General features: G+C 67.3%; 9 protein-coding genes. 6 read left to right on the top strand and 3 right to left on the bottom strand.

The window, feature by feature from the left end; all coding sequences use genetic code 11:
- The first annotated feature begins 123 nt into the window (after window positions 1–123).
- Both TSH64_RS02235 and TSH64_RS02230 read left to right on the top strand, forming a co-directional pair.
- Entirely contained in the window at window positions 124–1,719 is a 1,596-nt protein-coding gene (locus TSH64_RS02235) for a tetratricopeptide repeat protein (RefSeq protein WP_109095396.1), read from the top strand.
- A 471-nt stretch (window positions 1,720–2,190) separates the two neighbouring features.
- Window positions 2,191–3,600 (top strand): tetratricopeptide repeat protein, encoded by a 1,410-nt coding sequence (locus tag TSH64_RS02230; protein ID WP_109095273.1) that lies wholly within the window; start codon window positions 2,191–2,193, stop codon window positions 3,598–3,600.
- A 22-nt stretch (window positions 3,601–3,622) separates the two neighbouring features.
- On the opposite strand, the gene TSH64_RS02225 is transcribed toward TSH64_RS02230, so the two are convergent.
- Window positions 3,623–5,566 (bottom strand): hypothetical protein, encoded by a 1,944-nt coding sequence (locus tag TSH64_RS02225; protein ID WP_109095272.1) that lies wholly within the window; start codon window positions 5,564–5,566, stop codon window positions 3,623–3,625.
- 362 nt (window positions 5,567–5,928) lie between these two features.
- Here TSH64_RS02225 and TSH64_RS02220 point away from each other — a divergent pair, with 362 nt between their 5' ends.
- The 3 genes from TSH64_RS02220 (at window position 5,929) to TSH64_RS02210 (ending at window position 9,696) form a co-directional block, all read left to right on the top strand.
- Window positions 5,929–6,606, top strand: a complete 678-nt coding sequence (locus TSH64_RS02220; protein WP_109046996.1) for a ParA family protein — start codon at window positions 5,929–5,931, stop codon at window positions 6,604–6,606.
- 1,033 nt (window positions 6,607–7,639) lie between these two features.
- Complete coding sequence (locus TSH64_RS02215) at window positions 7,640–8,083, top strand: hypothetical protein (RefSeq protein WP_109095286.1); 444 nt, start codon at window positions 7,640–7,642, stop codon at window positions 8,081–8,083.
- Window positions 8,084–8,229: 146 nt separating this feature from the next.
- Entirely contained in the window at window positions 8,230–9,696 is a 1,467-nt protein-coding gene (locus tag TSH64_RS02210) for a tetratricopeptide repeat protein (RefSeq protein ID WP_109095271.1), read from the top strand.
- A 98-nt stretch (window positions 9,697–9,794) separates the two neighbouring features.
- Here TSH64_RS02210 and TSH64_RS02205 read toward each other — a convergent pair whose 3' ends face one another.
- Window positions 9,795–11,471, bottom strand: a complete 1,677-nt coding sequence (locus TSH64_RS02205; RefSeq protein WP_109095270.1) for a tetratricopeptide repeat-containing glycosyltransferase family protein — start codon at window positions 11,469–11,471, stop codon at window positions 9,795–9,797.
- A 243-nt stretch (window positions 11,472–11,714) separates the two neighbouring features.
- Window positions 11,715–12,884, bottom strand: coding sequence for a hypothetical protein (locus TSH64_RS02200; protein ID WP_146207965.1), 1,170 nt, complete (start codon window positions 12,882–12,884; stop codon window positions 11,715–11,717).
- Window positions 12,885–13,119: 235 nt separating this feature from the next.
- On the opposite strand from TSH64_RS02200, the gene TSH64_RS02195 reads away from it, so the two are divergent.
- Window positions 13,120–14,031 (top strand): recombinase family protein, encoded by a 912-nt coding sequence (locus TSH64_RS02195; protein ID WP_109095268.1) that lies wholly within the window; start codon window positions 13,120–13,122, stop codon window positions 14,029–14,031.
- Window positions 14,032–14,080: the final 49 nt, after the last annotated feature.

Genomic DNA, 14,080 nt, shown 5'->3' with positions numbered 1-14,080 from the left:
CCTGGGGACCACCGGGGCCGACAGGATGGCGGGGGTCGCCCTTCGCAGAAGCCGGCATCTTCATGCCCCGGCATCTTCATGCTACTGATCCCGCCGTTCCCCAACCGAAGCGCCGCGGCCCCCATGAACATCGAGCAAGCCTTCACGATGGCGGTCGGCCTCCAGAAAGCGGGCCGTGCCGACGAGGCCGGGAGGCTCTATGCCCAGATCGCGGCCAGCGATCCGCATTTCGCCCCTGCCGTCAACAACATGGGGCTGCTGCATGCCTTGGCCGGCCGGAAGGAAACGGCGGTCGCCCTGCTGCGACGGGCCTTGGCGCTGGTTCCGGGATCGTTGAACAGCTGGAACAATCTGGCATCGCTGCTGACCCAGCTCGACCGGCGGGAGGAGGCGGTCCGGACCTACCGGATCTCCGCAAGGCTCGATCCCGCCCAGCCGGCGGTGCTGAACGAACTGGGCCTTCTGCTGGAGCGGTCGAAACGCCCGGACGAGGCACGCGAGGCCTTCGCCCGCGCGGCGGCGCTGGACCCGATGGAGGCGGAATATGCCAACAACCTCGGCGCCATGCTGCGCACCGACCATCGGCTGGAGGAGGCCACAGGCTGCTTCCGCCGGACGATCGCGCTGAACCCGCAGCACAGCGGCGCCTACAGCAACCTGGGGTCCACGGTGAAGGACCGGGGCAGCTTCTGGGCGGCGCTGCTGGCTTTCCGCCGGGCCACGACGCTGGAGCCGGATTTCGCCGGCGCCCATTGGAACGAATCCCTGGTCCGGCTTCTGCTGGGCGATTTCGTCCGGGGCTGGCGGGGTTATGAATGGCGCTGGAAGCATGGCCAGCTGCCCTCGCCGCAGCGCAGCTTCTCCAAGCCGCGCTGGGACGGATCGCCGCTGCGGGGCCGACGGCTGCTGGTCTATTGGGAACAGGGCTTCGGCGACGTGCTGCAATGCGTGCGCTACCTGCCGCTGCTGGCGCAAATGGTCGGGGCGGAGAAGGGGGGGGAGGACGGCGAACGGCCCATCCTCCTGGAATGCCAGCATGCGCTGCTGCCGGTGCTGCGCAGCCTGCCCGGCGTCACCGTGGTGCTGACCGGGGCGCCGCTGCCCGATTTCGATGTCCAGCTCCCGGTGATGAGCCTGCCGGCCCTGTTCGGCACCCGGCTGGAGACCGTGCCGTCCCGCGTTCCCTACCTGTCGGCGGAGCCCGATCTGGTTGCGCGCTGGGGCGAGCGGCTGAAGGGGTTGGCAAGGGACGGGGGCGGCCTGAAGGTGGGCATCGTCTGGGCCGGATCGCCCACCCACGGCAACGACAGGAACCGCTCCATCGGGCTGGCCCCCTTCGCCCGGCTGGCCGCGATCCCCGGCGTCAGCCTGGTCTCCATCCAGAAGGGGCCCACCGAAGGGCAGGCGGCAAACCCGCCGGGCGGCTTCCCGCTTTTGAACCTGTCGCCCGACATCAAGGACTTCGCCGACACCGCCGCAATCATGGCGAACCTCGATCTCGTGGTCTGCGTCGACACCTCCGTCGCCCATCTCGCCGGAGCGCTTGGCGTCCCGGTCTGGGTCCTGGTGCCCTTCGCCCCGGATTGGCGCTGGATGCTCGACCGCGAGGACAGCCCCTGGTATCCGACCATGCGCCTGTTCCGGCAGGCAAGGCCGCAGCACTGGGACGACACCATCGACAGGCTGGAGCGCGCACTCCGCGAACGCGCCGCCGGATAAGGGGCACCGGCAAAATCGGGTTCCCCAACGGGATCGGGGGCCATGCCCCGCCCGCTGCGTCCGTCATCCCCCCGGCCTGCCTGTGCGGGCGGCCTGTGCGGGCGGGCGGCGCATCCGGGAACGCGGATATAAAAGTGCCACGCCGGAGTAACCGGCGTGGCACAGTTTCGGCTGGAACCCTTTCCCGGGTCCATACAGACATTTGATGATATTTGGCGAACTGTTCAAGCGCCTTCTCCTGAACGGCATCGTTTTGGCTTGGTATCGCCTCTATATTTCCGCAGGGCGGTGGTGGACCCGCATTTGTGGTACCGGCCACCCTCCCGGCATCGACCGTTCAGGGCCGGTGAACCGCGACTCGGGGGAAGCGATCCGGTCGGACGGAAGGCATGATGGCGGTCATGCTGGCCGCTTGTCAGCCGGACGGGTGTCATGGGATGAAAGCCGCCCCAGCCTGAAAGACCGACCGCCATGCCCCCCGTCCCGCCGCCTGCCGATCTCCAGAGCGATTTGGACGCCGCACGCGACGCCGAGCGGACGGGCGGACCCGAAACCGCCATGGCACTCTATCGCCGGGTGCTGGAACGTGACGTGGAAGAGGGTGGAGCCGGAGTGGCGGTGGCCCATGACGCGCTCGCCCGGCTGCTGGTCGGACAGGACATGGCGGAGGCGGCCGGCCATGCGCTCGCCTCCTGGCAGTTGACGCCCGCCGATCGGACCCGGCGCTCCAACCTGTGGCAGCTTCTGACCCATTTGGGCAAAGCCGAAGACGTCGCCCGCTTCCAGGGCCGCGACGACTGCGTCGGGCTGGTGGCGCTGGGCAACGCACTGCGCCGCGACGGGCAGGGGCTGCGCGCCGAGCGTGCCTACCGCCGGGCGCTGGAGCTGTATCCGGAGGTCTCCTTCACGCTGAGCCGGCTGGCCTGCCTGTGCGCCGAACAGCACCGGCTGGAGGAGGCCGACGCCCTGTTCCTCCAGGCGGCGGAGCGCCATGGCGGACGCGATGCCGTCACCCGCACCGCCCCGGCCTTCCTGGCATCCCTGCGCGACGGACCGCCGCCGGCCGGCATCCGCGCCACGCTTGCCGAAGGGGCGGGAAGCGACGACCGGCCGCTGGTGGTCTACGCATCCTGCGACGCGGTCTATGCGCGCAAGTTCCTGCCGACCATGGTGCGGTCCATCGTCGAGGACAGCGGCCTGGACTGCGCCATCGCCCTGCACCTGATCAATCCCGACGCGGAGGCGGAGGCGACGGTGGCGTCCCTGGCCGCCGCCCATGGCGCCGGGCGCTTCATCGTCCTGCGCGAGACCATCGACCTGACGCCGCTGGGCGACAATGCCAAGACCTATTACGCCTGCAGCCGTTTCCTGGTGCTGCCCGACCTGCTGTCCCGCTGGAGGCGGCCGGTGCTGATGCTGGACGTCGACCTGATGGCGATCCGTGACCTGAACCCGCTGCTGGCGGCCTCCGCCCACTCGGACCTGGGGATGATGAGCCATGCGCTGAAGCGGCTGGACATCTGGAGCCTGCTCTACGCCGACGTGCTGCACATCCGGCCGACCGCGGGGGCGCTGCGTTTCCTCGACCTGACCCGGCGCTATATCCGCCATTTCCTGGATCGCGGCCTGCCGGTCTGGTTCCTCGACCAGGCGGCGCTCGCCGCCGTGCATCTGGCCGGCTTCACGGCGGAGGCGGCCCCGCGCCTGACCGTCTATCCGGCCGACATCCACAGCAGCACGGTGATGGTCGATGGCGAGGGCCGCTATTGGACCGACGACAGCGCCTATTTCTATTCGGTCCGCGCCACCGGCGGCGGCCAGCACGCGATGCACCGGCTGAAGCGCCGGGCCGGGACCACCGCCGACGTCAAGCCCGGATAAGGCCGGGCGGCGCCGGCCCGCCTCAGCGGATCCAGCCCATCTCCCGGAAGCGGTCGAGGTTGTCGCGCACCAGCCGGGGATGACGGTCGAGCGGCACGACCTCGTACCCTCCACGGGCACCGGGGGCACCTTCGGGCAGGATGCCGCCGCCGTCGAGGAAGCTGGCGACGTCCGCCATGTTGCCTTCGCCGAAGGACTGGGCATGCTCCTGGTGGGCGTAGGCGTTCAGCTTGGCGGCGAAGCGCGACACATCGCCCATCCAGCTGAAATGCCAGCCGGCGTCGCGGATGAAGTGGCCGATGTTCTGCTTGGCGAGGTAGCGCACGGCATTGGGGCCGGTCTGCCGGATGAAGCGGAAGGGCGCGGCCCCGGCGGCACGCCAGTCACGGGAGAAGCGGTAGTTCAGCCGGTAGAAGAACAGGTCGAGTTCGGTGGTGAAGACGGTGTCGAAGGCCGGCCCGCCGCCGCGCAGCCGCTCCACCACCTCGCGCCGCAGGATCTCGTCGACGTCAGAGACGATGACCATGTCGTCGTCGCGGCAGCCGTCCAGCCCACGCAGGATGGCGTCGCGCTGGTAGGCTTCCCGCTGCCAGGAGAAGGTGCCGACAAGCTCGTCCACCACCACGTAGCGGATCTTGTCCATGTAGGGTTGGAACCGCTCGCGATGGTCGCCGAAGGTCAGCGCCTTGGGCTCGCCGGAATGGGTGTGGGACGCCTCCACCACGACGAAGCGCTCGACCACGTCGTAGAGTTCGGCCAGCCGGACCTCCAGGATCTCGGCCTCGTTGAAGAAGGTGCAGCAGTCGAAGACCCGCCGGGATGCCGGTTCCGCCGGGACGGCCGGTCCCTCCGCCATGTCTGCGGTGGCCGCGTCTTCGGCGAAGGGATTGCCGGACAGCGGAAGAATGGGATTGCGTCCGAGCGCCACCGCATAGCCGACGAGCGACCGCATGCCGAGCAGGGTCGTCCAGCGCTGCGTGCGGGTCCAGCTGTCGATGCCGGGCGCCTCCAGCAGGCGTTCCATCGTTGCCGACAGGCTGTCGAAGGAGGCACGGGCCGCGGCCTGCCGGTCCATGTCGTAGACATAGGCATAGGCGAAGCCCTTCAGGCTCTCCAGCAACTCCTCGATGACGAGATACTGCTGGGCCTGCGCCTTGCGCTCCAGTCCGGCCGGACTGTTCCACAGGTCGAAACCCTGCTTGTGGGCCTCCAGGGCGTCACGATAGCCCTGCCGCTCCTGCTGCAGATCTCCCAGCCAATGCATCGCGGCCGCGGCCGCCTGCCAGCGCGCCTCCGTCCGGCCGGCGCCCTGCCACGCCTCCGCCTGAACCGTCATCCCGCGGCAACGGGTCAGGGCCTCCGCGTGGCCGGGCGGGCACAGCCGGCCGAGCGCCCCCAGGAGCGGAGCCGCCGGCCGGTCACGGCCAAGCCACTCGGCAAGGGCGCGGATGCCGGCCGGCATGGCGATATCGCGCAACTGGTCGCCATGGGCCGTCTCCGGGGCAAGCAGCAGGCCCCGGGCGATCGACATGGCCGCCACCGCCCCGTCGCCGTCGGCGCCGCGCTCGAATTGCCCGATGAGCAGATGCGCCTGGGCGATCGCCGGATCGAGGACCAGCAGCAGCCGGCAGGCACGCCTGGCGTCGCCGGTTCGCCCGGCATTCGCATCCTCCATGGCGCGCTGGAGGATCATGGAAACCACGGCTTCGCAGTTGGTGCGAAAGGTATCGCGCGGCGCGCCATACTCCGCGAGAAGGACGAAACACCAGACCGCCGCCTCGAGCCGGCCATGCCGGTAGGCGTCGCTCCCCTTTGCAAAGATGTCGGTCAGGACCGTTTTCGACAGCTCGACGGCGTCCGCATTCCCGGGCTCCCGCTGCAGGATGCGCCGCAGCCCTTCCATGGCGTGCCAAGGACGCCCCGCTTCGGTATCGGTCCGGACCTGGAGGAAGCTGGCGTCTGTCATGCGGCGGATCCTGGCGGCGGGATGGCTGAGGCGGATGGATTGAGCGGCTGAACACGGATCCGCAGGCAGGCGGCGGTCGATCCGGGCACGGCACAGCGTACCGCCGGCTGGGAGCCGCAACGGCTGGGCCGGGTGGCTATGCCATGGCGATGCCGGGGCTGACAAGCGCCGGGGCAGGGACGCACCGCCGTCCCGGCGTCTCTTCCCCTCCCCACAAAGCCATTTTATATTTAAATATCATGATTTCATGCTTCTTCTTCATGACGTGAAACCACTTCCATCTTTCCTGTTCTTGCGTGTAAATCCGCAAAGCTCCCGCTCGGGTCCCCCCGCTTTCCCCCTCTGCAACCGGGAACCACCGCATGGCTCGGATCATCAGTTTCGCCTCCACCAAGGGCGGCGTCGGCAAGACCAGTCTGGTCATGGCGCTCACCTCCGAACTGCGCCGGCGCGAGGCAAGCGTGCTTCTGCTCGACTGCGACCCCAACCGGCATCTGGCCGAATGGGCGCGGCGGCGGAACGATGCCGGGGTGCGGGTGCTGGACGAGATCACGGAATCGAACGTCCGCCAGACGGTGCAGGAGAACGCGCCGAGCTTCGACTACACGCTGATCGACCTTGCCGGCTTCGGCAACCTGACCATGCTCTACGCCTTCTCGGTCAGCGACGGGGTGCTGATCCCGACCCAGCAGTCCTTCATGGACGTGAAGGAGACGGTGCGCACCTTCAAGGTGGTGGCGGATTCCGTCGGTGTGCTGAAGCACACCCCAGCCTCCAGCGTGGTGATCGTCCGCACCCAGGCGGCCATCGAATCCCGCGTCGACCGCCATGCTCGCGGCCTGCTGGACGAACATGGCGTCCCGGCCTTCCGCACCGAACTGATCGAGCGTTCTCTCCTGAAGGAGATGACCTATACCGGGCACGGTCCGGGCGAGGTCAATCCCGACAGCAATGCCGACCTGAACGTCCGCGCCCTGACCGACGAGTTCGTTGCCTTCCTGGAAAGCTCACCGGCCAATCCGCTGATCCCGCGGGGGTGAGGCGGACCGGGCGGCCTCCGGAAGCTGTGGAGAAACGCCGTCGCGGCTTCAGGGCATGAGATAAGGTCATGTCCTTACTTGTATATTTCATGAAATGATTTTTATCGCATAGCCGGCGACCTGAGGGTGAGGCGGGGCTGCGTTTCCGCGGATTGGGCGCATCGGGACCGGGCCCCCAAACCGGTGGGCGGTCCGGTGCGGATTAGCTGAGAGAGTGGCTTGCGTTCTCCTCCGGCAGATGAAGGGGCACCATCACCCCGGCAGCGGGACGGCCAGGATCGGCATTTCATCACCATTTATCATGTCATGATTTTTAGGCATGACTTCCTGTTACGGTGAAAAGTGATGAAGGCATGAGGCTGGAGCGAGGCTGCGTCGACACGACCGGAGAAGCACAGCAACTCAGCCGCCCAAAACATGCCTTTTCATCATTTCATGGATTCCCGATAACGCTGGTATCCGGAAAGGCGGCATCCGCCAAATCATGACCGCCCAGCCCTGTGAAGGTTCAATTCCGACCGAGGAACGGCCGGGCGGGGCAGGGCAATCGCGTCTTACTGGATCCCCCTGCCAATGCGGGACAACGGCATCTTCCTTTCCCGCGGTCCCGCTGCCACGGATATGCCGGACAACCGGCAAGCCCGCCCCCACATTGCAAAGATCACATTATATTATTTCATGATTAATTTTCATCATTACTGTTCATATAGACACTTTGCTGCCCCGATGGTTCGCCGACGATGCCTCCGCTCTGGACGGCGATACCATCCCTCCTCGACCGATGGCCGGCCCGCCCCCCTCCTGGAGCCTCCCAGCCCGCACTTGTCATCATGTTTTTATGTCATGATTTTTTGTGATGGCATGATGCCCTGCTATCCCCCCTGTGCTTCCCGCGCCACGCCGGTCGGCTTTCCGCCATGGCACACGGCCCACCCGCCACATGTCGCGAAGACAGGACACCAAGTCATGATAATGCTTCATGGCTTATTTGCCCGGCCCTCTTCAAGCCGGCATCGCCCTGACCGGAGTGCCCATGTCGACCGACAGCCCCGCCAAGCCGACCGTTAAGCCTGCCGCCAAGCCGGCCCGTCCTCCATTGGGCGGGATCGGGATCGGCGGGCTGGGCACGAACGACATCGATCCGATCCGCCAGTACGGATTGAGCAAGGGCTTCCTGCCGACCGAGACGGAGCCGCCCGCGGCATCGCCGGCCACTGTTTCCCAGGCCATCTCCCAGGCCGCTGTCCAGCCCGCCGTTCAGCCCGCGCCGCAACCCCAGCCGGCTCCGGCACCCACCATCGTCCGTCCGGCGCCGACCCGGCCGTGGCAGGCGATGCTGCCCGATTATCTGGTTGAGGAGCTGCGCCAAGCCGCCGCGCGCGAAGGCACCGCCCAGAAGGTGATCGTGCTGAAGGCGCTTCGGCAGGCCGGCTTCCGGATCGACGACATCGACCTTCAGGATCTGCGGCGGCGCTAAGCCTCCCGCATGAGCGCCGGGCGGCCACAAGAAGCACACAAGTGCAGCCGAAGGGACGGTTTGACTCTCCATGACTAGCCGTCTATGCCCTACCCGCGCTCTGCTCCTGCTCCAAACCGACTGCAGACCACCAGCGACGACGAGAGATGAAGGCAAACATCACCCAGGCCGCCCCGGCGCCGTCCCCCCAGGCAGCCTTGCCCCTTCAGGCCTCGCCGCATCCGATATCCTCGGTTCCGGTATCATCGGCTCCCGCACCGGCACCGGCTCCGGCCCCAACTCCGGCAGCCGGCCAGGGCTCCCACGGGCTCAGCATCGAGATGCTGGAAGGGATGCTGGAGCAGAAGCCGCGTGATCCCAACGTATGGAGCGCGCTGGGCGCCCTGCTGCGGCAGGCCGGCAAGCCGGAGGCGGCGATCGCCTGCCAGCGGCGCGCGCTGGAGATCGACCAGCGCCATGTCGGCGCCTGGACCAATCTCGGCAACGTGCTGGGCGACGTGGAGCAATATGCCGATGCCATCGCCGCGCAGGAGCATGCGGTGGTGCTGTCCGGCGGCAACGCCAACCTGCTGTCCAACCTGGTGGTGGCGCTGCGGCACGGCTGCCGGTTCAACCGCGCGCTGGAGATCCTGGACGTCGCCCTGCGCGCCCGGCCCAACGACCCGGGGCTGCTGTGGGACCGCGCCCTGACGCTGCTGCAGGTCGGCCGCTATGCCGAAGGCTTCCGCGATTACGATTCCCGCCTGTCGCTGCCCAGCTACCAGAACCGCATCGCCGACGGCACGATGTGGGACGGCGGGCCGCTCGACGGCAAGACCATCCTGCTGACCACCGAACAGGGGTTCGGCGACGTGCTGCTGACCGCGCGCTATGCGCCGATGGTCAAGGCGCGCGGCGGCCGGGTCCTGCTGGAATGCCATCCGGAGCTGCACCGCCTGCTGTCCGGGCTGGAGGGCATCGACGGCTTCGTGCGCGCCGGCACTCCCTATCCGCCCTATGACGTCCATTGCCCGCTGATGAGCCTGCCGCACCGGCTGGGCACGACCATCGACACGGTGCCGCCGCCCACCCGCCTGACCGTTCCGGCCGAAGCGCGAGAGAAGGCCACCCGGCTGGTTCCCGGCCCGGACGGCACGATCAAGGTCGGCATCATCTGGTCCGGCCGCGTCACCTTCAAGGACAACGCGCGCCGCGCCACCACGCTCAGCCGTTTCCTGCGCTTCCTCAACGTGCCGAATGTGCGGCTCTACAGCATCCAGAAGGGCCCGCCGGAGGCGGAGCTGGAGACGCTTGGCACCTCTACCCTGATCACGCCGCTGGGGCAGCATTTCAACGATTTCGCCGATACCGCGGCGGTGCTGGAACGGCTCGATCTGGTGATCATGACCGACAGTTCGGTGGCGCATCTGGCCGGCTCGCTGGGCCGCCCGGTGTGGAACCTGCTGCAGTTCATGCCCTACTGGGTCTATGGCGACGGCAAGGGCGAGTGGGCCGACACCACCCCCTGGTACCCGTCGATGCGCCTGTTCCGCCAGACCACCCCGGGCGACTGGGACAGCGTGTTCGCCGCTGCCGAACAGGCCCTGCGTCAACTGGCGGCGCTCAGGACCTGAGGGGTCGGACGCGGCCATCGGGCGTCGGGACGGAGCGGGGTGGTTCCCCTGTGCTCACGGCGTCAGGCAATTTCCCGCTCATGCCTGACGCCCCGTCCTCATTGCGCTCCTCCCACGGACCGTAACGCCTGGCCCACCTCGCCCAGCACGCCCCTCCAATCCCCGGGCGTCGTCTGGCGGAAGAGCCGCAAACTCGGGTACCAGGGGGATGTGGCCGCAGACACCCCCCAGAACCACGCCGGCATGAACGGCAGCAGCACCCATCCTGGAATACCAAGCCCACCGGCCATGTGCGCCGTGGTGTTGTCGATGGTGATGACCAAATTCATTGCCGCCACCAGGGAGGCGAAGCCATCGAGATCGCCCGATGGGTCAACGCTTGTTTCATGAAAAAGGCCGGCGATGCGCCGCTCCTGGTCGTCGACACCGTATTGCAAGCTGATGAGCCGCCCTCCGGCTGCCGCCACCCCTGGAGCGAGGGCCGCCACGAGTTGCTCCAGACCGAGTGAACGTTCCGCACTGGCAACCGAGCGCCAGGAGAGGCCGATACACAGCCGGACATCGCAGTGACGGGCCCGCAAGGCGGCAATCCGCTGTGGATCAGCGACCAGATAGGGGCGTTGGCCGGCAAAATCCTCCGGTCGGCGCCGCAGATACCGCGGCAGGTCGCTGGCCGGAACCCGTGCCACACTGTCATCCACCAGAGCGGATGTCGTCACGGCAGAGGGATCGGCAGTTCGCCCCACGACCTCCGTTCCCTTCAGAGAGCGCTTCAGCAAGGAAACGAGGCGGGTATCGCATACGAAACGGCAAGCAATGCCGCTTTCGACCAAGTCCGGGATCAGACTGGCAAACAGGATCTCATCTCCCACCCCAGGTTGCCCCACCACCAGCAACCGTCCAGCCGGTATGGCGGAACCCGACCAGCGTGGCAGATCATCGCCCATTCCTGGCAACGCCGTGGTCTCCCAGCGAGCAGCCAGATCATCCCATCCGCCGGCCATCTCTCCCAGCAGAAGCCGGGCGATACCGCGGTTTACTTTCAGCTCCGAGTTGTCTGATTCAATATCCAGGGCCCGATCATAGGCGGCAATCCCATCCTGTGGCCTGCCCAGATGCACCCGCGCATTGGCAAGAAGGGCATAGCCCTGCACAGAGTCGGGTGCCAGGACGATAACCCGCCTGCCGTATCGTTCCACATCAGGCAACCGTCCTTGGGCTATCGCCACCAGAGCACTGTTAAGCACGGCCTCCACTGCCTCCGGAGCCAGGCGGCGCCCCCGCGCCAAAGCCAACTCGGCCATTTCCTGACATCCCAAGGCATGCAAGACAGCGCCGCGATTGACGTGCGCCATCGCCAGAGCGGGCACAAGCAGGCCCACTCCCCGGAACGCGGCCTCTGCTTGCTTCAAAGCACCACGCCGGAACAGGAGTATCCCGCGCTGGAATGCCGCTTGCTCCATCAGCGGATCGCAGCGCAGAGCAACCCCATAGGCAGCAAGTGCGCCAGCCTCGTCACCCTGCTCCGCCAGCAGAGTCGCAAGTTCGGCAAACATCGTGGCGTCGGCAGGGGATAGGGCGATAAGGCGCTGCAGGCAGCCCAGCCCTGCTCCATAATCGCCGGTCGCCCTGGCGGCTTTGCCCAGCAGGCGCCAGCCATCGGCATTCACAGGATCGGCGCGCAGGACAAGGCGATACAGAGCCATCGCCTCTTCCAGACGCCCGGCGGTGTGGTGATCCGCCGCCAGACGCAGAACGTCGCCAGTCGTCGCCATGACTTCGGTGTTCCTGCTTCAATGCCGCTGCACAGCTCTTTGCGTTCCTTAATGCGCTGGAGAGAGGCTGACCAGAACAATTCACCATCCACACAGCCATCTCCCTTAACCACAGCTGTTGACTGCATCGGTCGATTGCCAACGGTTCATGCAAGCCGTCAGGCGCAATCTGGCTCCCCCGCAACAGGGAACGGGAGAGGGGAGGTGAGGATTTTGCCGGTTTGAATACCGTGCCGTCCCCCCCTACTCCTCGCCTGACACCCCCGCGATCCGGCCATAACGCGCCAGCAATGAGTCCTGCCGCTTCAGAATGCGCTCCAGGTTCGCAAGCGCATCGTCGACGCCTTCGGCCGGTTCCACCCAGCGGTCCAGTTCGACGGAAACCATGGGTGCGATCCCAGGAACGGGCCCGGCGGCGACGGCCGCGGCCCGCGGCGCCACCTCTCCCAGCATCGCCGCCAGATCCTCCGCCACGAAGACGCGGTGAGTGCGCCGGCGTGTGATCTCCACGGCGATCTCCAGCCGCTGCAATTCCTCCAGCAGGTCGGTGGCGGCACTGGTGGCGCAACGCAGCCGGGCAGCCAGCCGGGCCGGGCCTATCACCCCTTCCGCCGCCACCGCATCGACGGCCCGGCGGATACGAGCGTCGCTGCGCCGGTCGCCAACGCGCCGGCGCCAACCGCGCCAGCGATGCAGCAAAGCGGTGAGGCCATCCTCCCCCTGTTCCGCTTGCCGGGCGATGCCGTCGAGGAAAGCGACCAGCCACATCCCGTCCGGTTCAGCGCGGCGGATCGCCTCGACTCCGTTCAGGCAGGGCAGCGGCAGCGGCGTCATCCCTTGGGCGGTGAGATAACGGGAAACAGCCAGACAGGCTCCGCTGCGGTCGCCGCCGGCTTCCAGATGGGCGAAGAAGCCAATTCCGCACGCGACCAGCACCGCTGCTCCAGCCCTGGCATGGGCCTCCTCCATCCGGGCGAGCGCCCCGTCCATGCCGGTCGGAACGAACGCCGGCGGGCTGTGGTCAGAGAGCATCTGCCGCATCAGGTCCAGGGCCAGCATGTTGGCCCCCCAGTCGCGTAGAGCACGCGTCGGCACCTGAGCCAGCAGAGTGCGCAGTCGGTTGGGATCGACGCGGCGGCCCTGACAGTCGGCGATGTCGGCAACGGCCTCGACCCGCGACCGATGCAGCCAAGCCGCCAGGACCGGACTGCCGGTGGTTGCCTGGGCCAGCCGCCCGACAGCCTTGGCGGCTCGCTCCAAGGGACCGAGAAGGAGGAGGGGATCGGAAAGACGCAAATCCTGCATATCTTTATATAACAGATAGTTATGAATTTTTGGCATTGAAAAATCTGGAACCTGTCCAATACACAATATGCTGAAAAAAACGATTTCAGAGGCTTCCGCTTGGCGCACTCAACGTCCGGGGTGTTGGTGCTCACGATCACACTGCCCCCACCCCGCCGGTGATCCTGGCCTTTTGTCGCGCAGCGGATGCCGGAACCAGGGACCGGAAAGCCGGCGCCGCAATCCGGGGCAGTTCCCACCTCGCATCCTGCCTCCATGTTCATCCGGATGGATGAAATCGACTGATATTCTGTACAAAGAGCCCGAGAGGCGCGTTTCCGCCCAGAATGCCCAGGACATCCCGATGGCCCTCGTCGCCTACGCCCGCGTCTCCACCGAAGACCAGTCCACCGACTCCCAACTGCTCGCCCTGCGGCAGGCCGGCTGCACGCACATCTTCGAGGAGCATGCCTCGGGTGGCGACCGTGACCGGCCGGTGCTGGCCAAGGCGCTCGCCAGCCTGAAGAAAGGCGACACGCTGGTGGTGGCGCGCATCGACCGGCTGGCACGGTCGCTGTTCCATCTGCTGGAGGTGATCGACGGGCTGGGGCAGCGCGGCGTGGCCTTCAAATCGCTGGGCGACCCGATCGACACCACCAGCCCGCAGGGACGCTTTGCCCTGCAGGTTCTCGGTGCTGCGGCCGAGTTGGAACGGGCATTGATCCGCGAGCGCTCGATCGCCGGGCTCAGGGCCGCGGTGGCCAGGGGGAAGGAGCCCGGCAATCCCGGCCTGCGCCGACGGGACCCGGCGGCGCTGGAAAAGGCACGGCAGGGCCGCGAGGCCGCTCGCGACGAGCTGGTCGTCGCGCACGCCCAGGAGTTTCTGCCGACCGTCGAGGCTCTGCGCCCGGCGGCACCATGGGATCAGGTCGTGCGGGCATTGAAGGCGCAGGGGCGGACCCGGCCGTGGGACCGCAAGCCATGGACACCAAACAGCCTGATCCGCGCCATCCGCCGGCTGGCCACAGGGGGGCTGGTTCGTCAGAACCTTCTCGATGCGGCACCCAAGCGGGTCGACAGCAACGACCTCGTGCTGATGGTGGCGGGACTGGCGCGGGCCGAGCCCGGCATCACGCTCGATGGCATCGCGCGGCGGCTGCAAAGCATGGGACAGCGCACGCCGCGCGGCGGCCTGCGCTGGAGCCGGTCGTCGGTGAAACACCTGTTGGATCGCGCCAGGGATCAGGGGTTGGTGCGAGGATCGGAAGGGGCGTAGCGGTCGGCAAGCCTTCTGCGCCCCGGCCTGGCGGCGGGACCGGCGACGA

Source organism: Azospirillum sp. TSH64, from assembly GCF_003116035.1.
In the GTDB taxonomy this organism is placed as follows: Bacteria; Pseudomonadota; Alphaproteobacteria; order Azospirillales; family Azospirillaceae; genus Azospirillum.
This window is presented reverse-complemented; position numbering and strand designations above follow the sequence as displayed.